The sequence below is a fragment of the Bacillus cereus group sp. MYBK245-2 genome (assembly GCF_051916145.1).
GTDB classification, from domain to species: Bacteria; Bacillota; Bacilli; order Bacillales; family Bacillaceae_G; genus Bacillus_A; species Bacillus_A pacificus.
Genome location: NZ_JBQAGB010000006.1, coordinates 54,532 through 77,326, shown reverse-complemented (window position 1 = coordinate 77,326; position 22,795 = coordinate 54,532). Strand labels below are relative to the sequence as shown.

Genomic DNA, 22,795 nt, shown 5'->3' with positions numbered 1-22,795 from the left:
TTTTTCATTACTTAATACGTAAATGTAATTGTCGCTAATGAATAATCTGCCATCGCACTATAAGGTGCTACTTGATAAGATACACGCTTTGCACCTTTTGGCCAATTTATTTCATTTAACACTTTCTTTATATCTTGCATTGTTCCATCCATAGACTGCTTATATCGTACTTCTACCTTTTCTGGCTTAGAAGCAAATTGTTGCTGTAATTTCTTCTTAAACTCACTATAATTCTCTGCTCCGTATTGTGTAGACATATATTTTAAATTTGTTTCTTTTAACATTTGTTCATAAGCCGCAGTCTTTGAACTACCCGCTTTTATTTTGTTTGTTAATTCATTAAAATAACTTGTAGATGCTGCAGGATATTTACTACGATCCCAGTCGTGATCTTTACTTAATTGCTCATCAGACATATTAAAATATGAATATGTTACGCGCCCAGCTTTATCCGGTACCGGATCATCGAATGTAGTATCAAGGTGGTACCATTTGTTTTCAATGTTCACTAAATTCCATGCGTGAGCTTGTCCATTTCCTGTACCTGTTACAATATGGTTTTGGATACCCGCTTCTTTTAGTAATTCATATGTTAATAACGTATATCCTTGGCAAACGGCAGAACGATTCGCTAACGCTTCATATGCTGTATATGCTCCATAAGACGTATCATACGATACATGTTTTACAACGTAATCATGAATAGCTTTTACTTTCTCATGCTCATCCATTCCTGGTTTTACAATCGAGCCTATAATCGCTTTCGCCTGGGATTTTACATATTGTGTTTGCTCTTTTGATTCACGGTACTTAACTTGCAGTGTAAACGTATAGTTTCCTGGTAACCCTTTAATAGAATATTTAGTAGACGCTACATTATATTTTACATACTCATCTGCATCTACAACTTTATTAAACTCGCCGTACAATTGGTCCATCACATTTCTAGCATTTCTATCTTTCGTTTTATATGTGATTGTAATATTTTCTTCTCGATTATCAACCTGTTTTTTTAATTCTTTTCTAAAATCATTTAACAACTTTGCATCTGATTGTGATGTCGCTACAGTTGAATTCGTAGCTGCATAAGATACAGATGAAGCCTGTAAGCCTCCCATTACTATCGTTGAACAAAGTGCAGCAGCTGTCACATACTTACTTGTCTTTCCCATCATGTCACTCCTTACATTCTATAACTATACGAAAAAGTATCGTATAGTTTCAGAGTATACAATACTTTTTCGTATAGGTCATATGAGATTATGCATATTTAACATTGTAAAAAGGCTGTTCTTTTTATAAGAACAACCTTCTTCCTTAGCAGGTTTGTAATACACAACATGCATTTTCAAAACGTCGATTTTTCAAGTCTTCATTTCCAATGCAGAAATAAAGCATCCCTAAATCTCCCCACATCATATTACAATTTTTAGTATCTGAGTCAATTTGGAATAAAAGCGTCATTTGCTGCGGGTCTATTTCCATATACTGTCCAGTTTCGTACAATACCTCATCTTGTACAGAAAATGGCTCACCAAATATTTGATGGTTATCGTAGTTATCTGGGATTAGCTCTTCAAGTAATTGTAAGAAACGATCTGAATCCTTCTCATCTTCAATGAAAAGCTCTGGCAATTTATATGTCAGTTCAAAAGTAGTTGCACACTGGTTATAATCCGTTTGCAATTCATCCGCTCTCCGTAATTGCTCAACAGGAACATCATAATAAAGTACACGTCCCGCTTCGGTTGGATTCACATCTTCTTCAAAGTAATTTTCAACGCTAAAGAAATATAACATCCCTGTCTTAGGAAGATTATGATCTATACCAACATTTTGTAAATCCTTTAAATTAAATTGTGCAATAAACTGTAACGGATTTCCTTTATGCGTTGGATATTCAAATGTAAATGGCAAGTCAGGAACCCCTCCCATTTTCGAACTACCTATCGCTACTGTTTCCTCCTGCTTTGGCACAACTTTTATACAAGGAAATACAGTATTCATAAGTTCCTCTTTTAAATGCGTCAGCCCATATTTATCAATTAATACTTCAATTTGTTTATTCATACATTCTCCTTATATTTACATACTTATTTGTATCATCGCACAAAAATTATACTCCATTCTTTATAAAAACAACAAGCCTCCGAAAAAACGGGCTCTTCCTTCATACGCGAACAAGTTTAAAAAAGCATAGTATACATTGTTCCTACAAACACGATAGTTCATTATTTCTTCCAGTACATTTTCCCCTCGTTCATTTTTATTTTTAATATAAGGAGGAATTCCACATGGGTTACGGATATAGTTGCGGCGGCTACGGTTACGGCGGTTACGGCGGTAGTTGTGGTGGATGTGGTTATGGAGGTTTCGCTTTATTAATCGTTTTATTCATCCTTCTAATCATCATCGGAGCTAGCTGTTGGGGCGGCTTTGTAGGCTGCTAGTAAATTTAAAAACTATTGTAAAAAAGCACGTACAATACGTGCTTTTTTGCCATTTTCAAATTTTTCATGTGAAAGGAAGTATGCTTTATGAAGATTGATGGTGTTTTTGAAGGAGGCGGTGTACGCGGAATTGCGCATGTAGGGGCAATTTGCGCGTTAGCTGAAAAAGGCTATGAATGGGAACGTGTAGCTGGAACATCAGCTGGTTCGATTATCGCTGCGCTCCTAGCAGCAGGATACTCTTGCTCAGAGCTAAAAACGATTATAACAAATATTGATTATAATAAATTTACGAAGAAAACCTTTATTGACAGAATCCCATTTATCGGAAAAGGATTAAGCGCATGGACTACTCTTGGTATTTACTCTAATATTTTTATAGAAGAATGGATTGAAGAATTACTTCGAAAAAAAGGAGTTCATTTATTTACAGATTTACCTGATTTAAATAAGCTTAAAATTATCGCTTCTGATATAAGTAATGGTAAAATGGTTATCTTTCCCGATGATTTACCAAACTACGGATTTTTAAATTATCGCTTCTCTATTGCTAAAGCTGTACGAATGAGTAGTACAATCCCCTTCTTTTTTGAACCGGTGAAATGGAGAACCCCAAAATGGAAGCAGCCTTGTTATATGGTTGATGGAGGAATTTTAAGCAATTATCCAATTTGGATTTTCGACTCCCCTACCTCTCCCCGCTGGCCGACTTTTGGGTTTCATTTCGTAAAAGATGAGATTCAAGCTGACCCAGCCCACTACAACGAGCCGATCTCCATGTTCAAAGGACTTTTTAAAACAATGATGCAAGCCCATGATTTACGTCATTTAGACAAGGAATCAAAAGCAAGAACAATTACAATCCCAACAGGGTCCATTACTAGTACAAACTTTGAGTTAACAATGGAAGAAAAAGAGTGGCTATACAATTCTGGTTATAACGCCGCAAATAAGTTTTTACAATCGTGGAACTTCAGACAATATATTGATAACTATAGAAACGGAAAACAGGATCGAAAATCAAATCGTTATTTCCGTCAACTTGACTCATAATATTATTATCTTTTATACGAGAACACGTAACGCTTTCAAAAAAATAAGCCTAGTAATAATATATTACTAAGCTTATTTACTTTCTGCATCATTATTATACGTTGTTTAAGGATAAGTTAACTCTTCTGCTTCCTCTGCAGTAATAACGGTGTATCGATTTCCCGTTCGTAATCCTAACAATTCTGCTTTTTCAATTGCTTCCTGCTTCGTCTCCGCATAAGCAGCTAAATATTTTTCTCCATTGATAATTTGGCAAATTACATATTGTTTCATTACTTTCTCCTCTTACTTTTTCATTAGTTGTGCAAGTTTTTTTATACCTATTTCAATTTCTTCTAACGTTGCGTATGAATATGATAAACGCAAAAATTGATTTGCACTTCTATCATACAAAGTACCTGGATTTAATAAAACCTTTTCTTTCAAGGCTTTGTCAAATAAGCTACGATTTGAAACGGGGATATTCATATGTAACCAAATATAAAAACCACCTGCTGGTTCATACCAAGTTGCTATATCATGGCAATATTTCTCTAACATTTGTAACATAAAATCTCTGCGTTTTTTCAACTTAGTTCTTACAAACTTTAAATGTTCATCATACAATCCATTTGTAAACCATTCCGCTGCAATTTGCTGGGATATAGAACTCGATCCATAATCTGTTTGCATTTTTATGTCTGCCAATCTTTGAATAACAGGCTCAGACCCAACAATCCATCCAATTCTTAATCCCGGACTAATAACTTTAGACATACTTCCAATATGTAGTACGATTCCATTTTTATCATGTGCTTTTAAAGGTTTCGAAATAGGAGCATCAAACCATAAGTCTTGATACACTGCGTCCTCTATAATAGGCAATCCAATCTCATTGCATATCTCCATCACTTCTGTCCGCTTCTTCGTATCCATGCTAAAATTAGTTGGATTATGAAAAGAAGGGATTGTATATAAAATAGAAGCATTAAATTGCTTCTTATATTTCGCAATATATGACACATCTAGCCCACTCTCATCCAATGGCATTCCAATTAAACGTATTCCTGCTGATTGAAAAACATTGAGAGAGTATAAATATGATGGTTTTTCTAATAAAATTGACGCTCCTTTCGGAAGAAGCCCAATAGAAATAAGTTGAAGCGCTTGAATTGCTCCTGAAACAATTAATATAGAGTCAGGAGATACATATATACCCTGTCCTTTTAAATAATCTGCAATCTTCTTCCTTAAAGAAAGATTTCCTTTCGGCTCTTCATAGCCAAGTATCATCTTGGCTCCTAAAAGCTTATTCATAATATCTTTCATCTTTTTTTCAGGTAAAAGACTTGGCGCGAGCTCACCTGTTCCTAAACGAATTACATGCGGATCAAATTCAGCTTGATTTATTTCTTGAATAGCAGGCAGATTCGGATAATGAAGTCCTGTTTCTACATAAGACTGCCAATTAGGCGGGGGTGCGTATGTGGAAGCATTCACATTATTATTTACAACAATTGTTCCTTTCCTGCCATTCCCTTCAATGTACCCCTTTGCAACTAGTTCATCGAAAGCCATTACAATTGTGCTTCGATTCACACCAAATGTATATGCCAATTCTCTTTGTGAAGGTAATTTCGTTCCAACAGTCCATTCTCCATTAACGATTCTTTCTTTTATATACATTTCTATTTGTTTATATAGAGGCGTCGCTAGAGACATATTCGGTTTCCAAACGATTCTTCCCATCATATCACCTTACATTCTTTTTGGTTGGTAACCTCCCCAACCATATGGATGGATACAAATTTTCATTTCTTCTATACAATATACACTATCATAACGAATTAAAATAGGAGGTAATATGATGAGTGAAGCAATTATTCATGGTATCATTCTTGCATTTGGCCTTATCATTCCATTAGGTGTTCAAAATGTTTTCGTCTTTAACCAAGGTGCGAGCCAACCGAATATTTGGAGAGCAGCCCCTGTCGTATTAACTGCCTCTATATGTGATACGTTACTCATATTGATAGCGGTACAAGGTGTTTCCCTTGTACTCCTTACTTTTTCTTGGCTAACTAACTCGTTATATATAATTGGATTTTTCTTTCTCCTATACATGGGCTTTGTTATTTGGAGAAGTAACCCTTCCAACGATGTAAAACAAGAAAAAAGCATGCCCTTAAAAAAGCAAATCCTTTTCGCCGCATCGGTTTCGTTATTAAATCCACATGCAATTTTAGATACAATCGGTGTAATTGGAACCAATTCTATTCAATACATAGGAAATGAAAAATGGGCTTTCACACTTGCAACTATTATCGTTTCTTGGATTTGGTTTATAAGTTTAGCTTTAGCGGGGAAATTTCTAAAAAGGCTAGACTCGACCGGAAAGACAATCGTATTATTAAATAAATTTTCTGGTCTCATCATATGGAGTGTCGCACTTTATATGTTAAAACAAGTTATTTATTCCTAATGAACGAAAGAGAATTGCATGTTACTGAAAACATCATGCAATTCTCTTACAAATTATGAAGTAGGTTCTGGTTTCTTTTTTACGTTCTTTGTATCTTTTGCTGGTTTAATCCAAATGATTGCTATAGCAGCACCGATCCCAGCGAAAATACTTGTTAAATAAAACACTTCATGGTCAGCACCTTTCATGAAAAAAGAGTATAGAGGTGGTCCAGCTGCTACACCGATAAATCGCATAGAACTATAAAATGACGTAACCGTCCCCCTTTGCTCCTTTTCAATTCCTTGTGTAATGAGAGCATCTAAACATGGGAGTGCCATACCAATTCCTACCCCCATAATAACGAGACAAAGAAGTAGTAAATAAATTCCTTTTATAAATAAAGGAATGATGACTGATGCAGCAGCCATTAAAAAACCAATGTAAATACACTTCTTCATCACATTTTGGTTGTCTCCAATTTTTTTGCCAGCCATATATGAACTAAGTGACAGTACAAGTAACGGGATTGCAAGTACACACCCTTTCCAAATACCATGAATGTCATACTTTGATTCCAGTATAGTTGACAAATAAAAGAGAATTCCGAATAAAATAAGCATAATAATTGCACCTAATACAAAAATGGCAATTAACCATCTTCCTTTTTCTCGAAACGTAGCAAGAATTGATTTTATAAACTCTTTAAGCGGTGGTACTTCTCCTTCTTGTTTCTTTGCCTTTACTAGAACAAGTAATAAAACAATTGATACTACGCATAAAACTGGAATCGCCCAAAACGGTAGGAACCATACAATGGCAGCAAGAGCAGACCCTAAAATAGGGCTCAACACTTTCCCAAATGTATTGGATGTTTCGATGATTCCTAAACCTGTACTAACTTGTTTTTCATCTTTGTATAAATCACCAACACACGGTATAACAACTGGCATTGCACCAGCAGCACCAATGCCTTGAATCGCTCTACCAATCAATATCCAAGTGTAGGGATTATCAACTTTCCAAGATACCCAACCAGTTATCGCTCCTCCTATAGCCGCAATCAGCAAACTCGGAACCATTACCATCTTTCGTCCCCATCTATCTGATAAATAACCAGCAATCGGTATAAGTAGAATGGCTACGATAGAGTAAATTGTAATAATCATGGATACTTGAAATGATGAAATATGTAATTTCTTTTCAATAGTCGGCAGAATTGGGATGAGCATTGAATTCCCTAATGTCATAACAAGTGGAACTGATGCAAGCGCAATTAAACAACAGTTTTCTTTTTTTAACATGTTGGCTTCGAAACCTTTCATCATATATTTCTTACCATATAATAGCCCTGCTGGAACGTAACTTTTCATTCCACCAGGGCTATTACATTTTTACTACTTCCCATTCACAACAAAAGAAATTGGGGAAAATATAGTATTATTCCTATTCTTTGAATCCAGTTCACAATATATCCATACCAATTAATTGAAAAAAAAAGAAAGGAAGAATCCTTCCTTTCTCCTATAACCTTCTACAATTAGCGAGTATATCCGCCACCAAGTTGTTGTTCTGCCATCGCTACAAGGCGTTTTGTAATTTCACCGCCTACAGAACCGTTTGCACGTGAAGAAGTATCAGCGCCAAGTTGTACACCAAACTCTTGTGCAATTTCATATTTCATTTGATCTAAAGCCGCTTGTGCTCCATGTGATGCTAATTGATTAGAATTCCGATTTCTAGCCATTACCAATCACCTCCTTATTTATATATAAATTGTGTTAAATTTTAATTTAAATACATGGTAATTTTTGGTTATTTGTATTTTAAAAAAAGAGTCTCTACAATGAGAGACTCTTACATCATTTTATACTAAGAAGTTACTACTTCTAAATTTCTATTTGTTAGTACTTTCATTTCTTCTTTTCATATATCTTTCACATTATGTCCAAACCATTCGAGTGAAACAAAAGAGGTAAACTTTAATTGGTATACCTCTCTCAAACATACACTTTACATAATAATATTATTAATATCTTTCCAACAATACGCTGTTTCTTCCACCTGTAATCTCTCTAAAAATTTTGTATCAATTTTTTCTGGATTAAATTTTTCATAAAACGTTTTAGAAGGGTTATTCGTAACAACCCATACTAAAAGTGATTGCATATCATTTTTTATACATTCAGATAGTAAAGCTTGAAATAACTTTTGTCCTATTTTCATTCCTTGATACTCTTGTAAAAGGTAGATCGCATATAATTCTCCATCACAATTATATGCACCACTTCTTTCAACTCCCCCATCGATGAATCCAACTATTTCTCCATTTAACGTCTCTGCTACAAATCTAAATTGATGATTACATTCTTTTTGAAAAATATTTTCCCATTGTTTTTCCCGTTGCTCATATGTTATATTTTCTAAAATCTCGTTAGGGAATATGCCTTTATATGTCGTTTTCCAACTATCAGCGTGGACCTTTGCTATACCTGGTATATCATCTTTTATCGCTCTTCTAATATGTATTTCCATCATTTCTCCCCCCTTGTTATTCACCATTATATCAATTTATTTCCTAAAAAATCCAAATTAAAAAAGAGTAAATTCACTTCACTCTTTTTTAGCACCATTATCTACTTTCCACTTCAACTGAAACTACTCGATCAATCTCTTTTAGGGAACTATATAACTCCGTCGTATACAAGTCTTCTGGAGCTAAAATAACCATCTCTAATTGCTGAAATGCCCCACTATCTATATCTTTAATCTTCACGCGTTTTACATGCATTCCTAAATTTTTAATCTGCTTAAATATACCATCTAACTCATGATGCTCTTTTACAGTAATTTTAATAGACAAGTCCTTTTGTCTTAATGAATACGGTCCTGCAATTTTCACAAGTTGCGGAAGTACATTAATTGCTAAAATGATTAAAATCATAGCAACCGTCGCTTGCAAATAAAATCCTGCTCCAATCGCAATACCTAAAGCTGAAGCAGCCCACACCATAGAAGCTGTCGTTAATCCCGAAATAACATCATTACTTCTTCGTAAAATAACACCTGCTCCAAGAAAACCAATCCCGCTCACAATTTGAGCAGCTAAACGCATTGGATCCATATTGGTATGCCCTGGAACAGAATATACATGTACAGATTCAATTGAAACCATCGTAATTAAACAACTTGCTACAGAAATAACCATACTTGTTTTCACGCCAAGCGGTTTATTCTTTAGCTGCCTATCTATCCCGATGAATAATCCTAAAAAGAGTGCTAAACCTAATTTGAGTAAAAATTCATATGACATATTTCTAGTCTCCTTACTTAACAATGTTTCCCTTAGAATAATTCACTATAACTCTTTTATGATATCAATTCCAGTCTTTTCTATTCATTTAACGTAAAAAACCGAAAAAACATTTGTGACGATGTTTCCCCGGCTTTTTATTACGTTTAAGATTCTTCTTTATTTCTGATCTTTAATCTTAATCTCTGCATCTTTGTAGAATGCTAATTTACTGTCATTATACTCTTTTGTAAAATTGTTAAATTGCTCTTTTGATTTTTGTGCTTCCACAGTTAATTCATTAACAGCTTTAACTTTTTCACCAATCTCTTTTAATTTCGTTTCTTTTACTTTTAATTTTTCATACAGTTCTTTTTCAGTCGCCAACGCCTTCGTATAATTTTCATTCATCTTTTGGAATGCATCATAACGGTTTTTATACGACTCTTCTACTGCTTTCGCTTGTTTTTGTAACTTTTTATCTTCAAGCTTCTCTATATTTCCTTGAACAGATTTTGTTTCTTTCTGAGCTTTTTCTAGCATTTCTTTCTCATTTTTCAATGCTTTTTCACGATCATCTACATTTGCAGTAGCTTGCTCTATTTTCTTCATAACAGCGTCATTATGATCTTTACCTTCTTGTAAAATTTGAGAATATAGTTCTTGGCCTTCCTTCTCTAACTTCTCTAATTTTTTCGCTTCATCAACTAATGATTTTTCTTGCTTCGCCGCTGTTTCAAAAGCTGTATATAAGTTTTCTTCTGGTTTTTCACCGAAACAACCTGTTAATAGTCCTACTGATAGTGCTCCAACTACTGCTACTTTTCCATACTTCAACGTTCATTCCTCCATTACATACGGTTATCATGCCAGAAATTCACTGGGAAGTGACTCTCTTCATGATAAGCTTCAAACTCATAACCCTTTTCTTTTAACCCTTTTAAAATTGCTGGCACAGCAGCAACTGATTGTGGATGAATGTCATGCATTAAAATGACTTCTTGTGGTTTTGTTGCATTTGTTAATACATTTTGAGCAATTTGTGCTGCAGCTGCATCAACTTGCATTTTGTTATATTTCCAGTCTAATGAATCAATTGTCCAATCCCACACTTTAAAGCCGCCTTCTACCACTTTATTTCGAAGACTTTCATTTAATCCAGGCATTGAACCGTATGGTGGACGTGTTAATTTAGGTGATTTCCCAATAATATTAGCGATTAAACTTTGATCTTCTTTCATCTCATTTACATACTCGCCATTTTTATATAACTTTGCAAAATTATGCGTCATACTATGCATTCCTACATAATGACCCTCTGCATTTTCACGTTTCACTAAATCTGGAAACTCTTTTACATTCGCTCCAATTAAAAAGAATGTCGCCTTCGCATCATGTTGTTTTAACGTATTTAATAATTCAGCCGTATATTTCCCTGGGCCATCATCAAATGTAAGATAAGCAACTTTTCTTTCCTTGCCATTAAAACGACTTGGTGCCGTTTTATTCATTTCTACTTTTGGTTGTTCACTTGCGAGTTGTACTACATTTTCTTGTTTTGCAACAGCCTTTGCTGGTGAAGTAATGGATTGAAACATGAAATACCCAATAGCTACTGCTGCAATCGCTATTAAAACGAATACTACTCGTTTAATTTTAAAAGCTTTTTCCATTCTATCGAATTCCTCTCCCTATTAATCTTATATATAAATCACCCAATATAATTATACATCTATTTATTTTATTACACTATATAAAACAAACTGTATATGTATTATAATGGGAGTTTTATCAAAATGGTCGTTCCTATTCCTTCTTTACTTATAATATTTATTGTACCTCCATGAAGCTCCACCATCTTTTTAACGATAGCTAAACCAAGACCCGCACCTGTAGCATGATTATTAATCTGGTAAAATGACTATTCTATATATGGTAAATGCTCTTTAGCAATTCCAATCCCTTCGTCCTTCACCTTTATCACTGCTTGTCCTTCATTTTTAGTCGCTTCAATATATACTTTACCATTTTTATGTGAATATTTAATGGCATTTTGAACAATATTCAAGAAAATTTGCTTTAACCTATTTCGATCTCCTATCAATTCAATTCGTTCTATAGTTTTGATGAATTGCATTTGCTTCTCTTCAGCATTAGGAGTTAATTGCCAAATCGTCTCCTCTAGTATATCGTATAATTGCACCTTTTGTTTATATAAATTGAAATGATTTAAGTATAAAAAATCATTACAGAAAAATTGCTAATCCATCTCGATAAAAAAAGATTGGCAAAGGCCAATCTTTTTTTATTATTCATTTCGAACTGGCTTTGGTGCTACACCTAAATGTTCATTTAATTTTTTCGAAATATCTTTTACATTTTTTTCATTTGGAATGTAATAATAAATACCTCCGATACGTTTATCCGTACCTTCCACTTGCATTTTTTCCATTTCCAAATTAGATCCTGCCATATTTTTCGTAATAGCAAGCATATCATCAAAAGTTAAGTTCGTTTTCATATTTTTATCAACCGCATCAAGTAAAGAGCCCATTTTGCTGATAGATTGAACAGACATCGCTTTTTTAGCAATTGCTTCAATTACAAGTTGTTGTCTTTGACCACGCATTGCATCACTGTCAATTTTACGCGTTCTTGCAAGCGCAAGTGCTTGTTCTCCATTTAAATGTTGATACCCTTTTTCTAAATGGATCATACCAGCTTGGTCTTTACTATCTTGTTCTGTGAAAGTAACTGGTACATCAATATCAATACCACCAAGTGAATCGACAATTTGTACAAATGATTCAAAATTAAACTTCACATAATAATCAACAGGAACATTTAAAAATCTTTCCACTGTATCGCGTGTACTTTCAACACCACCAAATACGTGTGCATGTGTAATTTTATCTAATTTCTTTCTAGATGGAATATATACACGTGAATCACGCGGAATACTTACTAATTTAACTGATTTATCATCTTTATTAATTGTTGCTAATAAGAGTGCATCTGTACGAACAGCTTCTCCGTATTGACTTTTTCTCATTTCACTACCATCAACACCCATGATTAGAATTGAAATGTTATCCTTTAAAGGTTCAACTTCTTTATCACGCTTCGATGATTTATCAATTTGTGCATATGCATCACTTACTACTGCTTTTGCTTTATTATATATTAACGATCCATATCCTACTCCACCAAAAATAAGTAGGAAAAACGGAATTAAAATGAACCATTTTATTGACTTTCTTTTAGAACGTTTTTTACTGCTTCTCGTATTTTGTTCTAATTCAGAGCTCATATCCATTCGCCTCTCTTTCTCTTTCCCAATTATAATGCAAGTCTATTAACCTTCATATTGAATTTCCTTTCAATTACCTTACAATTTTGTAATGTTACTGCGCAAATTCAATATGTACTCCATTTCACATTATACTCTCGTGCTTATTTTTGGCAAGTCACTATTTTTCAACTTCAAATATTTAACATTTCGCATTTCGCATTTTCCAAAATTACCGATTTATAAATTCATTCATTTCGAATCGTTCAATTCCCCCATAAAGTGAAACTTTAATCAGTGGGGGTTTTCTTCATCCCCCACTGATTATTAGCCCTCACCAATCGGACTTTAATGGGCAGCAAGAATAAAGAACAAAATTAGTAATACAATCCGTATGAATATAGTAATGTACATTTCATATTATTTTTTCTCCAACGGTGTATACATTGTTTTCTTCCCATGATTATTAATGAAAGCTGATTTTGCTTTTATTTTCGTCCTTTGTATTTCTATCTCTTCATTTGAGAAATTCACAATAATTTCAATATTTTTTCCATACGAAGCTGATTGTACTAACTTATCTTCTGACAAATATGCAAAGTCCGTCATTTCTTCTTTTACTGCCTTTTCATGAACTTCATTCCAAACTTTCAGGTGCTGCGTAATTTCTTGTTTATGCTTATTCCACTCTACTTCATCTAAATGGTACAACGGAGGAACGTTATACAATAATTCGTATAGCATACGGTTTCCGACCTCATCTTTTACTTTCAAGCTTCCCCATTCCCAGTGATGCGTTGTTATTATAGAATCATTGTATACTAATTTATATAACGGTACTGAATATACAGGATTTAAATACACTTGTTTATACTCTTCTTTTAACGGTACTTGTTTTGCATATTTTTCTGGAACATTTTGATTCGGTGACCAATATCCGCCTACATAATACGGACTTGTTTTGTTTTTCCTCATATCTTCATCGTCCCATTTAATTACAGGCGTTTCAATACCATGAGCAAATGCTATCGTACTACTAGCAAAATCATTTCCGCCTTCAGAACCAACGACCATACCCTTTTCTTGCGCAATGTAGTCCATTCGTTTTAAACGTGCTTTTAAATCTTGCTCTTGTGTCGTTATATGTTTCGCTGAATAGTCATCGTAAATTTCACCTGTCGCATCACAATCAATAAACCATGAATTATATTTAGGACCATTTTGTAATATATCATTCATGCGTTCTTTTACACTAGGCAGAGATAAAGTTGGATTTAATTTTCGCCCTCTCCCTAAAAACCCCTGCACCTTTTCTCCATTTTTCTTCGTTACAGTAGCCTCTTCGTATAATGATGGGTCATTAAAGGATGCTGTGTTCCAATTTTTATCACTTTTTTCGTGAATGGAATGATATGAGTCATACGGACCAACTAAATACCCCATTTCCTTAGCTTTTGTCACGAAATTAGGTTGCATAAATCCTTGTTCCCAGTTCGGCAGACCAATCCACGCTTTTTCTATTCCTGCCTCTTTCATTTCCTTTAGTATGTCCGTTCCATCTGCATTACCCCATTTACTTACCTCTTCAACCGCATCACCAAGTAGCGACTTTAATAAATGCTTATTTAAACTATACAATTCTGTATTCGTTAAGTGACCTACACCTTTCTTTAATAGCACACTAGCTTCCTGATTAACGTTTTGAAAAATATCATCTTTATAAAATTCTTTCATAGATAACACTTCGTTTATATAACGTAAAATAACATTTTTTTGATACTTATCAATGAAATCTTGTTTACTTACTTGATCTAATACTTTCAATTCCCCAGACTCCGAACTATTCTTTTGGATAAGTTCTTTTATATGGCTAAATACAGGACTATTTATTTGCTCTCTTATCTTCGGCCAATTTACATTACTGTCAGACAAACCATTTTGATTCCAAAAATAAAAATGAGCCGCACCGTAAAGCTTTTCTATCTCTTTATTTTTTCTAGCCTTTTCTTTTAATGTTTTAAATTCACCTTTTCCAGCAATATTATCCTTATACAGTTTAGCAATACTGACTGCATCATTATTTGTCACATATAATTGAAATCCATATGTTTTACTTTTATTTATACGCGGGAATTCATGTGTAAAATCAAATCCTATTTTCGGATCCGAATGAAATTTTAATTCATTATTAAACATATTGTTCGCAATATATACAATCGAATATTTAGAACCATTTAACGCGAAAAACTTCATAGAAAATGATTCAGCAAATGAATATGCATCATCCTTTAAAAACTTCTTCCAATTTTCATCATTACTCGGAATTTGCTTCCCTTCCCATAACGGAAGTGTATAATTTTCAGCTTGTACTTTCGGCCAAGTAAAGCTTTCTGCACCAGTCGATTCTACTTCAATATTTAAGTGATCTTTTTTCTTCTCTAGACTCACTTTTACTTTTTGATCTGGATATTCCCAAGATGTACGTTCCTTATCTTTTTTTACATTCGACACCTTCATTTTCGGCAAGGGCTGTGACGCCTGTTCCTTTACACCATCATGTTCTACAGTTAACGTGAAAGTCTCTGGATTGACATCATAAGTAAATTCTTTATACGTTGCTTTCTTTATTTTAGACTCTTGAACAGTATTGCTACCTTTTACATCACACCCGACTAAAGTCGAAAATGACATCGTTGTAAGAAGACATATCGCTATCATTTTTTTCATCTTCTGCACCTCCACCACCGAATATACAGGGGCTTTGTTACAGGAATGTGGCAAAAAAATAGAACTAGCATAAACTAGCTCTATTTGCGTATTAAAAATAAAGTGAAACTTTAATCAGTGGGGGTTTTGTTCATCCCCCACTGATGATTAGCCCTCACCAATCGGACGTTTACGGACAGTTAATCTCCCACCTAACTTCTTTGCTCCAACTGAATTTTGAGATGGGAGTTTTACTGTCCATTAACGCGGAATAAAGGCAAATCATTCTAAGTTGTAACACTTATTTCTTAACTAAAGAAATAAGTGTATATAATATAGCCTAAAGCTAGCACTAAAATTACTAGCGCTGTACCTTTCCAATTCATACCACCTGCCATATCAACTGGACTACCTGTTTCAGCTCTGTTTAATCCATCCTTTAAAGAACCTGTAGGATTATTTTTCAATTCACTTTGCCTTATACGTTCTCTTTTTTCTTCTGGTGACTCTTGCTTCATAGGATCACCTCCAAATGAATACACACTTTACTAAATTATACATGATTACTTTTCTTTTATATGCCAACTGAAAAGCTATTTACAACAAAAAAAGCTAGCAATGCTAGCTTTTTTATAGTTCTATACGTTCTTCTTTATTTACAGTAATTCCTGTATGATCGATTTCTAGCTCACACACTTTCATAGACGTAAATACTCTCGCTAATTGCTCAGCAATTTCTTGACGTTTCTCATAAGGCGTTAATATAAAAATAGATGGTCCTGCACCGCTAAGCGCTGTACCGTATGCACCGAATTCTTTTGCACATTTACGAATAGATGGTAATAACGGTACAAGCTCTAAACGATACGGCTCGTGAAAATGATCCCTTTCCATCATTTCGCCTACAACTCCCCATTTCTTTTGACATAAAGCAGCTACTAATACATTACTTATTGCACTAGCCTTAACAGCTTCATGAAAAGGGAATACATCTGGTAATACAGATCGACTTTCATCTGTATTTAGCTCTTCATTTGGAATAAGAGAAATGACGCCCAATTCCTTACTTTCAATTCTTACAACCGAAACATTCTTTCCATCAAGTGCTCCGATTACAGTTCCTCCTAATATAGAAGCAGCAACATTATCAGGATGACCTTCAAAATTTGTAGCAATTTGAACTTTTTGATCAGTCGTTAAGTTCAAATTACCTAGTTGATTCGCAAGCTCTATCCCAGCTACAATTGCTGATGCACTACTTCCTAGTCCTCTTGTTAATGGGATATTACTAGTAACTTCTATTATATAAGGTGATAAAGAAGGACTCACTTTACATGCCGTACTAACGATTAAATTTTTATCGTCTGTCGGAATCGACTCATCAAAAGAATGGATCACTTGCCATTTATTAGATTTCTCTTTTACTACTACATGCAAATACAATGACAAAGCTATTCCTACTGAATCGAATCCAGGTCCAACATTCGCTGTACTAGCAGGAACACGAATACTTAATGGTATCACGACATAATCACCCCTTTAATATGCTCTTTAATTTGTTCTATATTATTTGAAACACTTGCAATATCTAATGTATTAGAAGAAATTGCGATATCAGGATCTTTCAAGCCGTTTCCAGTTAAAACTGCAACAACTGTTTCTCCTTTTTTGATTTTTCCAGATTGAACATGTTTCATTACGCCAGCTAATGAAGCATTCGATCCTGGCTCAGCGAAAACCCCTTCCGATTTTGCTAATAATCTATACGCATGTAAAATTTCTTCATCTGATACCATATCTATTTCACCGTGAGACTGCTCAGCAGCCTCTACTGCATATGACCAACTTGCTGGGTTACCGATGCGTATCGCTGTTGCAATTGTTTCTGGCTCGTCAATTACATGCCCTTTTACAATAGCAGCTGCTCCTTCCGCTTCAAATCCATGAATTCTTGGCTTCTTATATCCTTTTTCTTTCTCATATTCACAGAAACCCTTCCAGTACGCTGTAATATTTCCGGCATTCCCAACAGGAATCGCTAAAACATCTGGTGCACTTTGCAATTGGTCACAAATTTCAAATGCTGCTGTTTTTTGCCCTTCAATTCGATAAGGATTTACCGAGTTAACTAATGTGATTGGCTCTTCTGCAGCAATATTTCTTACAGCCTTTAGTGCATCATCAAAATTTCCTTCTATTGAAATAATTTCAGCACCATAGGCAACTGCTTGCGCTAATTTCCCATGTGCAATTTTCCCTTCTGGGATTACGATAATACATTTCATTCCAAGACGTGCCGCGTATGCTGCGGCCGATGCTGATGTATTACCTGTTGACGCACAAATAATGGCCTCTGAACCTTCTTCTTTCGCCTTCGCAACTGCCATTACCATACCACGATCTTTAAAAGAACCTGTCGGATTCGCTCCTTCATACTTACCGTATAACTGAATTCCTAATTGTTTTGATATATTTAATAACGAGATAAGCGGTGTATTCCCTTCCATTAAGCTCACATCAGGTGTATTTTCATTTACTGGTAAATAAGAAGCATACTGTTTTAATAATCCTTTATACATATTGTTTTTCCTCCTCAATAATGTAGTAACTGTTTATTTCACTTGCGACATCTTCTATCGCTCCTAAAACTCGTTCGAATTGATATTTTGAAGTTTGATGTGTTACAACAACGACTTCTGCAAGTTCACGATTTAAAGGTAATTGAATCACTTCTTTTAAACTTACGGAATAATTAACGAAACATTCTGTTATTTTTTGCAACATCCCTGGTTCGTCTCGTAATGAAATACGCAAGAAATATTTCGAAACGACTTCTTCATCTCCCTGTAATTCGTACGGCTCTGGTTCTTTTAACGCACTTTTATTTTTCTGAACTTGATTCATATTTTTAACGATTGAAATAATATCACTTACTACAGCAGAACCAGTCGGTAACTTCCCAGCTCCAGGTCCGTAAAACATTACTTCCCCTACTGCTTGACCGTGAACATATACTGCATTAAATTCATTATTTACATTCGATAATGGATGATGACTAGGTAAAAGAGTCGGTTCTACACTTAAATGAATGGCTGATCCTTGTTTCTCTGCTTTACCAATTAATTTCATTGTAAACCCTAACTTTTCAGCCATTTGTAAATCTTCTTTTTCGACCTTTCGAATCCCTCTTACTTGTACATCATCTAAAGAAACATTCATCGAAAAACCTAAGTTTGCAAGAATCGCTACCTTTCTCGCCGCATCTAGCCCATCTACATCCGCTGTCGGATCTGATTCTGCAAAACCTAATTTTTGTGCTTCCTGTAAAGCTTCTTCATACGACCATCCATTTTGACTCATCTTTGTTAACATGTAATTTGTTGTACCATTTACAATTCCCATTATTTTTTCAATTTGATCTGATGCTAATCCGTCTGTTAACCCTCTTAACACCGGAATACCGCCCGCTACACTTGCCTCATAACATAAATCACAATCATTATCGTTCGCCAGCTGGAGAAGCTCTGCACCGTATACAGCCATTAAATCTTTATTTGCTGTCACGACATGTTTCTTATTTCGTAAAGCTTTAACAATATGCTGCTTCGCTTCTTCAATTCCGCCCATTACCTCTACTACAATATCAATATTTGAATCATTTAGAACTTCATCGACATGACTTGTTACTACGATTCCATCAATACAAACATCACGTTCTTTTTCTAAATCACGTACAGCAACTGTCTTCACTTTCACTTCATACCCTGTATCAAGCGCAATTTTTTTACAATGTTCTTTCAAAATATGGACAACACCACTTCCGACCGTACCTAATCCTAACACCCCTACATTAACAACATTATTCATCTTCTAATCTCCTCCTACAATTTTATTTTTTATCTTTATCAATCACCTTACTCTGCTTTTCAATCATGCAGGTGGTGGTTATTTCCGTACGTACAAATCGTTTCATGTTACAGCACCTCCTTTCAAAGTAATAAAAAAACACACTCATCCCTAGGAAAGGGACGAATGTGTTTTCGTGGTTCCACCCTTGTTCCAATCTAGAAATATTTCTCTCTAGATTGCTCAAGTTCAGATAACGGCTGATTCCGTCAATAATTACTAGATTACTCGTTCACTATTGAAGTTCAAAGGTGGTAAAATCATTTCTCGTGTTAGGAAGCTCACACCCTTGACTTCCCTCTCTGTAAACCGTAAAAATGATTTCATGTCCTTATCGTTACTTTTCGTTCATGTTTATTTGTTAACTCATTATACTCGCATAAAAAACAAAATCAATACTATTTTTTAATTATTTTTAATTTTCAATCTCTAAAACTATAAAAAAACACACTCATCCCTAGGAAAGGGACGAATGTGTTTTCGTGGTTCCACCCTTGTTCCAATCTAGACGTATTTCTCTCTAGATTGCTCAAGTTCAGATAACGGCTGATTCCGTCAATAATTACTAGATTACTCGTTCACTATTGAAGTTCAAAGGTGGTAAAATCATTTCTCGTGTTAGGAAGCTCACACCCTTGACTTCCCTCTCTGCAAACCGTAAAAATGATTCCGTGTCCTTATCGTTACTTTTTCGTTCATGTCTATTTGTTAACTTATTATAGTTATCAACTTTTTAAAAAGCAAGCCTATTTTTACTAACAATTTTCAAAATCATTTTTTATTATATTTCACAATAACATTTTACAATTACCACTCGATTTACCTATTTTGTAGTTTCTCCTTCTTATAAATCGACGGTTTATATATAAATATCCCATTCTAAATTATGTACATATTCACCTTACAAAACTATATAAATAAAATTTTTCAATACAATCTTTTCGTATAACTTTCTTCTAAAGAACGTGCAACATCCTCTTCAGAAGTATTTACTTTCGCGTGCTCCAGCAACATTTTCGCTGCTGATGGTAACTCTTCTTTATGTAACCAAGATTCTGGATCCCACATTTTCGAACGAATAAAAGCTTTTGCACAATGAATGTAGCATTCCTCTATTTCAACAACAATCCCAAGTAGCGGAATGCATCCATTTGCCTGCATTTCTTGCAAAATTTCTTCGTCGTTTGTTATATACGCTCGGCCATTTATTCTGAGTGTCTCCCCAAGGCCTGGAATAAAAAAGAGTAATCCTACACGTGGATTTGAAATAATATTCAAAATGGAGTCTATACGGCGGTTGCCTGGTCTTTCTGGGATGATGATTTTATTATGGTTTAATACGTAAACAAATCCAGGTGCATCTCCTCTCGGTGAAGCATCACACTCTCCTAATTTATTTGCTGTAGATAATACTAGAAAAGGAGATTTGGATAGAAAATCTATACAATGGTGGTCTAGTGATGAAATAACTTTCTTTAACGCTCTCTCACTTGGTTGTCCCAATATTTTCCGTAATTCTTCCTCTGTTGAAATAATCGATTTTATTTCCGTCCTCTCTATACCCACTTATACCCTCTCCTTTTTTCTTTATTTCCCCAAAATTCATTACAAATATTGTATAATAAAATTTGCAGAAAGGGGAATTTAAATGACAGAGTGGTTAACAATATTTGATACTGAAAAAAATATACTTGGGAAGAAATTACGTGATGAAGTGCATCGTGACGGTGATTGGCACGAAACATTTCATTGTTGGTTTGTAGAGAAAGATGAGGAAGATATGTTTTTATATTTCCAATTACGCTCTAAAAATAAAAAAGAAGCTCCGAACATTTGGGATATTACTTCCGCTGGACATATTATGCATGATGAAGATGTACAAAGTGGTGGTCTTCGTGAAATTGAAGAAGAATTAGGGCTTTCTTTTCAAACGACTGATTTAGCATATAAGGGCATCTTTACAATAGATTATGAAATTTCAAATCTTACAGATCGCGAGTTTTGTCATATTTATTTCCACAATGTCATTAACCCACTTCCATTCGCACCGGGTCAAGAAGTAGACGATGTGATGAAAATACATGCAACCTCTTTTCTACAGCTATTAAAAAGAGAGATTTCATCTTTTACCGCTACTTCTGTTTTGAGCAATAAACCGCTAACGATAACTTTTGATGATATTTATCCATATGATTTTGCATACTATGAATTTGTTATTGAACAAGGAAAAGACTTACTAGAAAATAATAGTCTATAAATAAACTAGGACTCCTAGCATCATACTGCAAGGAGTCCTAGTTTTTCATTATTGTTCAAGTATTTTCAATCTACTCTCTACTTGTATAAATAAACGAATGATTAATAACAGCATAATCACCATAATCGCTATCATTGTATGTGGATATCTAAACAGTATACTAATCACACTTCCAATGAACATCATAATGAATCCGTTTTGCTTCATCACTTCCGCACTATACCTATTACCTGCATCCCATAATTCTTTATTTTTCATAGATTGTTTCGTACGATAACCATATGCCGCATTAATATCGGTCGGTGGATTTTTTTGAAGGACAATTGCCGCAAGTATAAATATAATACCTATTAAAATACTCATTCCTATGTTTATTAGTGCATACATCAATTATATCCCCTCCTAACCTACAGCTTTATTATACGACACAATCCTGTTTTTTCCAATTACGCAACACATTCACTTTCGCTCTTTCGATGTTTGGAACATGCTTGGCAGCGTTACAAAACGTGCCCCTTTCGTTTTTAACTGTGGAATCATTTTGTCCAGCGCCTCTACTGATCCTTGCAGGCGTCCACCTGGAGTTGAATGTTGAAGTATGATACTACCAGGAAATGAGTTCCCTAACACATTATTTGTAATCGTATCAGCACTTACACCTTTCCAATCAACTGTATCCACACTCCACTGTACAATCATAAAGTTTTGCTCAGTTGCCCACTTCAATTGATCTTCAAGTATTTCACCATACGGTGGACGTACAAATTTAGGAGCATAGCCGACTAAACGTTTTAATATTTCTTCCGTTTTTATAATTTGATTACGGTACTCGACCTCATTTACTTTCGCTAAATTTGGATGACTATACGTATGATTGCCAATTACATGCCCTTCATTCGCAATACGCTTTACGACATTCGGAAACTTTTCTGCATTTTCACCAAGTAAGAAAAAAGTAGCTTTTACATTATGTTGTTTTAACTTATCTAATATTTTCGGCGTAAATTCTAAATCCGGTCCATCATCAAATGTAAGTGCGACTTCCGCTTTATTGTACGGTCCTGAAAATGCGTACGCATATTTTTCGACCCATGAAAATGGTGTCCACGATCCACGTTCATCTGCTTTCATTTGTACTTCATAGCTTTGAGGGGTATATGTGTATGGCAATGTGCTTATATAATTTCCGTAATAAAATAAGTTATATGGCATATAGGTATACGGAACATCTCGTTCTAGTCCCCATTGATATGGAGCAAACATTTGTGGCGAATAAAAACAATACATAATAAAAACCTCCCTAAAATTTCATATGTGATTCATCTGCACTTTGTTAGAGAAATTCCTATTCATAAACAAAAATAAGACTGTCCGTAATTAGGACAGTCTTACTACTTACTAT

At 34.6% G+C, this 22,795-nt stretch carries 23 protein-coding genes, 1 pseudogene and 2 other annotated features; of the genes and pseudogenes, 4 read left to right on the top strand and 20 right to left on the bottom strand.

What is annotated here, in order from left to right; all coding sequences use genetic code 11:
• Nucleotides 1–11: 11 nt before the first annotated feature.
• Nucleotides 12–1,172 carry a transglutaminase domain-containing protein gene (locus ACTFRN_RS12420; protein ID WP_000520871.1) on the bottom strand — a complete coding sequence of 387 codons (1,161 nt, stop codon included), beginning with the start codon at nt 1,170–1,172 and terminating at the stop codon, nt 12–14.
• A gap of 145 nt (nt 1,173–1,317) precedes the next feature.
• The gene (locus ACTFRN_RS12415) at nt 1,318–2,070 is read right to left on the bottom strand and encodes a YwqG family protein (RefSeq protein ID WP_074567831.1); all 753 of its coding nucleotides are present in this window, start codon (nt 2,068–2,070) and stop codon (nt 1,318–1,320) included.
• Nucleotides 2,071–2,294: 224 nt separating this feature from the next.
• Between ACTFRN_RS12415 and ACTFRN_RS12410 the strand changes: the two genes are divergently transcribed.
• Nucleotides 2,295–2,450 carry a YjcZ family sporulation protein gene (locus ACTFRN_RS12410; RefSeq protein ID WP_000540426.1) on the top strand — a complete coding sequence of 52 codons (156 nt, stop codon included), beginning with the start codon at nt 2,295–2,297 and terminating at the stop codon, nt 2,448–2,450.
• Nucleotides 2,451–2,537: 87 nt separating this feature from the next.
• Nucleotides 2,538–3,503, top strand: a complete 966-nt coding sequence (locus ACTFRN_RS12405; protein WP_074567830.1) for a patatin-like phospholipase family protein — start codon at nt 2,538–2,540, stop codon at nt 3,501–3,503.
• Between the two features lie 105 nt (nt 3,504–3,608).
• Here the strand turns inward: ACTFRN_RS12405 and ACTFRN_RS12400 are convergent, their stop codons facing one another.
• Both ACTFRN_RS12400 and ACTFRN_RS12395 read right to left on the bottom strand, forming a co-directional pair.
• Nucleotides 3,609–3,776 carry a DUF3933 family protein gene (locus tag ACTFRN_RS12400; RefSeq protein WP_014893816.1) on the bottom strand — a complete coding sequence of 56 codons (168 nt, stop codon included), beginning with the start codon at nt 3,774–3,776 and terminating at the stop codon, nt 3,609–3,611.
• Between the two features lie 12 nt (nt 3,777–3,788).
• A complete protein-coding gene (locus ACTFRN_RS12395) occupies nt 3,789–5,231 on the bottom strand; it encodes an aminotransferase-like domain-containing protein (RefSeq protein ID WP_074567829.1) in 1,443 nt (480 codons plus the stop codon).
• Between the two features lie 118 nt (nt 5,232–5,349).
• On the opposite strand from ACTFRN_RS12395, the gene ACTFRN_RS12390 reads away from it, so the two are divergent.
• On the top strand, nt 5,350–5,964 hold the full coding sequence (locus ACTFRN_RS12390) for a LysE/ArgO family amino acid transporter (RefSeq protein ID WP_001287294.1): 615 nt from the start codon (nt 5,350–5,352) through the stop codon (nt 5,962–5,964).
• A gap of 53 nt (nt 5,965–6,017) precedes the next feature.
• Here the strand turns inward: ACTFRN_RS12390 and ACTFRN_RS12385 are convergent, their stop codons facing one another.
• The 14 genes and pseudogenes from ACTFRN_RS12385 to ACTFRN_RS12320 all read right to left on the bottom strand — a co-directional run bounded on the left by ACTFRN_RS12385 (nt 6,018) and on the right by ACTFRN_RS12320 (nt 20,702).
• On the bottom strand, nt 6,018–7,247 hold the full coding sequence (locus ACTFRN_RS12385) for an MFS transporter (protein WP_124878404.1): 1,230 nt from the start codon (nt 7,245–7,247) through the stop codon (nt 6,018–6,020).
• A 236-nt stretch (nt 7,248–7,483) separates the two neighbouring features.
• Nucleotides 7,484–7,690, bottom strand: a complete 207-nt coding sequence (locus ACTFRN_RS12380; protein ID WP_000113545.1) for an alpha/beta-type small acid-soluble spore protein — start codon at nt 7,688–7,690, stop codon at nt 7,484–7,486.
• A gap of 266 nt (nt 7,691–7,956) precedes the next feature.
• Nucleotides 7,957–8,481: a GNAT family N-acetyltransferase gene (locus ACTFRN_RS12375; RefSeq protein WP_014893817.1), complete on the bottom strand. Its 525-nt coding sequence runs from the start codon at nt 8,479–8,481 to the stop codon at nt 7,957–7,959.
• Between the two features lie 94 nt (nt 8,482–8,575).
• Nucleotides 8,576–9,256 carry an MgtC/SapB family protein gene (locus ACTFRN_RS12370; RefSeq protein WP_000119508.1) on the bottom strand — a complete coding sequence of 227 codons (681 nt, stop codon included), beginning with the start codon at nt 9,254–9,256 and terminating at the stop codon, nt 8,576–8,578.
• Nucleotides 9,257–9,415: 159 nt separating this feature from the next.
• Nucleotides 9,416–10,072, bottom strand: a complete 657-nt coding sequence (locus ACTFRN_RS12365) for a YkyA family protein (protein WP_000873548.1) — start codon at nt 10,070–10,072, stop codon at nt 9,416–9,418.
• 14 nt (nt 10,073–10,086) lie between these two features.
• Nucleotides 10,087–10,908, bottom strand: a complete 822-nt coding sequence (locus tag ACTFRN_RS12360) for a peptidoglycan-N-acetylglucosamine deacetylase (protein WP_000409387.1) — start codon at nt 10,906–10,908, stop codon at nt 10,087–10,089.
• Between the two features lie 101 nt (nt 10,909–11,009).
• Nucleotides 11,010–11,474 (bottom strand): annotated as a pseudogene (locus ACTFRN_RS12355) (sensor histidine kinase); the annotation flags it as partial.
• Between the two features lie 69 nt (nt 11,475–11,543).
• Nucleotides 11,544–12,545 carry an LCP family protein gene (locus tag ACTFRN_RS12350; RefSeq protein ID WP_011040234.1) on the bottom strand — a complete coding sequence of 334 codons (1,002 nt, stop codon included), beginning with the start codon at nt 12,543–12,545 and terminating at the stop codon, nt 11,544–11,546.
• Between the two features lie 399 nt (nt 12,546–12,944).
• Complete coding sequence (locus ACTFRN_RS12345; RefSeq protein WP_088106648.1) at nt 12,945–15,251, bottom strand: glycoside hydrolase; 2,307 nt, start codon at nt 15,249–15,251, stop codon at nt 12,945–12,947.
• Between the two features lie 287 nt (nt 15,252–15,538).
• Complete coding sequence (locus ACTFRN_RS12340) at nt 15,539–15,748, bottom strand: DUF6366 family protein (RefSeq protein ID WP_000808278.1); 210 nt, start codon at nt 15,746–15,748, stop codon at nt 15,539–15,541.
• A gap of 112 nt (nt 15,749–15,860) precedes the next feature.
• On the bottom strand, nt 15,861–16,754 hold the full coding sequence (gene thrB, locus ACTFRN_RS12335; protein WP_074567826.1) for a homoserine kinase: 894 nt from the start codon (nt 16,752–16,754) through the stop codon (nt 15,861–15,863).
• A complete protein-coding gene (gene thrC, locus ACTFRN_RS12330; RefSeq protein WP_088106647.1) occupies nt 16,751–17,809 on the bottom strand; it encodes a threonine synthase in 1,059 nt (352 codons plus the stop codon). The genes thrB and thrC overlap by 4 nt, the downstream gene beginning before the upstream one ends.
• Entirely contained in the window at nt 17,802–19,097 is a 1,296-nt protein-coding gene (locus ACTFRN_RS12325) for a homoserine dehydrogenase (RefSeq protein WP_001067136.1), read from the bottom strand. Before ACTFRN_RS12325 ends, thrC begins: the two co-directional genes overlap by 8 nt.
• A 154-nt stretch (nt 19,098–19,251) precedes the next feature.
• Nucleotides 19,252–19,483: a binding site (T-box leader), on the bottom strand.
• A gap of 114 nt (nt 19,484–19,597) precedes the next feature.
• Nucleotides 19,598–19,829 (bottom strand) — a binding site (T-box leader).
• 234 nt (nt 19,830–20,063) lie between these two features.
• Nucleotides 20,064–20,702 carry a pyridoxamine 5'-phosphate oxidase family protein gene (locus ACTFRN_RS12320; protein ID WP_074567824.1) on the bottom strand — a complete coding sequence of 213 codons (639 nt, stop codon included), beginning with the start codon at nt 20,700–20,702 and terminating at the stop codon, nt 20,064–20,066.
• Nucleotides 20,703–20,784: 82 nt separating this feature from the next.
• Between ACTFRN_RS12320 and ACTFRN_RS12315 the strand changes: the two genes are divergently transcribed.
• Nucleotides 20,785–21,393, top strand: coding sequence for an NUDIX hydrolase (locus ACTFRN_RS12315; RefSeq protein WP_074567823.1), 609 nt, complete (start codon nt 20,785–20,787; stop codon nt 21,391–21,393).
• A 48-nt stretch (nt 21,394–21,441) separates the two neighbouring features.
• Here the strand turns inward: ACTFRN_RS12315 and ACTFRN_RS12310 are convergent, their stop codons facing one another.
• Nucleotides 21,442–21,780, bottom strand: coding sequence for an SdpI family protein (locus tag ACTFRN_RS12310; protein WP_014893821.1), 339 nt, complete (start codon nt 21,778–21,780; stop codon nt 21,442–21,444).
• A gap of 72 nt (nt 21,781–21,852) precedes the next feature.
• Complete coding sequence (locus ACTFRN_RS12305; protein WP_049112601.1) at nt 21,853–22,680, bottom strand: peptidoglycan-N-acetylglucosamine deacetylase; 828 nt, start codon at nt 22,678–22,680, stop codon at nt 21,853–21,855.
• Nucleotides 22,681–22,795: the final 115 nt, after the last annotated feature.

Excerpts from the sequence above, each read along its gene's own strand:
- ACTFRN_RS12420 (WP_000520871.1), bottom strand. The coding sequence starts at position 1,172 with ATGGGAAAGACAAGTAAGTATGTGACAGCTGCTGCACTTTGTTCAACG.
- ACTFRN_RS12415 (WP_074567831.1), bottom strand. The coding sequence starts at position 2,070 with ATGAATAAACAAATTGAAGTATTAATTGATAAATATGGGCTGACGCAT.
- ACTFRN_RS12410 (WP_000540426.1), top strand. The coding sequence starts at position 2,295 with ATGGGTTACGGATATAGTTGCGGCGGCTACGGTTACGGCGGTTACGGC.
- ACTFRN_RS12405 (WP_074567830.1), top strand. The coding sequence starts at position 2,538 with ATGAAGATTGATGGTGTTTTTGAAGGAGGCGGTGTACGCGGAATTGCG.
- ACTFRN_RS12400 (WP_014893816.1), bottom strand. The coding sequence starts at position 3,776 with ATGAAACAATATGTAATTTGCCAAATTATCAATGGAGAAAAATATTTA.
- ACTFRN_RS12395 (WP_074567829.1), bottom strand. The coding sequence starts at position 5,231 with ATGGGAAGAATCGTTTGGAAACCGAATATGTCTCTAGCGACGCCTCTA.
- ACTFRN_RS12390 (WP_001287294.1), top strand. The coding sequence starts at position 5,350 with ATGAGTGAAGCAATTATTCATGGTATCATTCTTGCATTTGGCCTTATC.
- ACTFRN_RS12385 (WP_124878404.1), bottom strand. The coding sequence starts at position 7,247 with ATGTTAAAAAAAGAAAACTGTTGTTTAATTGCGCTTGCATCAGTTCCA.
- ACTFRN_RS12380 (WP_000113545.1), bottom strand. The coding sequence starts at position 7,690 with ATGGCTAGAAATCGGAATTCTAATCAATTAGCATCACATGGAGCACAA.
- ACTFRN_RS12375 (WP_014893817.1), bottom strand. The coding sequence starts at position 8,481 with ATGATGGAAATACATATTAGAAGAGCGATAAAAGATGATATACCAGGT.
- ACTFRN_RS12370 (WP_000119508.1), bottom strand. The coding sequence starts at position 9,256 with ATGTCATATGAATTTTTACTCAAATTAGGTTTAGCACTCTTTTTAGGA.
- ACTFRN_RS12360 (WP_000409387.1), bottom strand. The coding sequence starts at position 10,908 with ATGGAAAAAGCTTTTAAAATTAAACGAGTAGTATTCGTTTTAATAGCG.
- ACTFRN_RS12350 (WP_011040234.1), bottom strand. The coding sequence starts at position 12,545 with ATGAGCTCTGAATTAGAACAAAATACGAGAAGCAGTAAAAAACGTTCT.
- ACTFRN_RS12345 (WP_088106648.1), bottom strand. The coding sequence starts at position 15,251 with ATGAAAAAAATGATAGCGATATGTCTTCTTACAACGATGTCATTTTCG.
- ACTFRN_RS12340 (WP_000808278.1), bottom strand. The coding sequence starts at position 15,748 with ATGAAGCAAGAGTCACCAGAAGAAAAAAGAGAACGTATAAGGCAAAGT.
- thrC (WP_088106647.1), bottom strand. The coding sequence starts at position 17,809 with ATGTATAAAGGATTATTAAAACAGTATGCTTCTTATTTACCAGTAAAT.
- ACTFRN_RS12325 (WP_001067136.1), bottom strand. The coding sequence starts at position 19,097 with ATGAATAATGTTGTTAATGTAGGGGTGTTAGGATTAGGTACGGTCGGA.
- ACTFRN_RS12315 (WP_074567823.1), top strand. The coding sequence starts at position 20,785 with ATGACAGAGTGGTTAACAATATTTGATACTGAAAAAAATATACTTGGG.
- ACTFRN_RS12310 (WP_014893821.1), bottom strand. The coding sequence starts at position 21,780 with ATGTATGCACTAATAAACATAGGAATGAGTATTTTAATAGGTATTATA.
- ACTFRN_RS12305 (WP_049112601.1), bottom strand. The coding sequence starts at position 22,680 with ATGTATTGTTTTTATTCGCCACAAATGTTTGCTCCATATCAATGGGGA.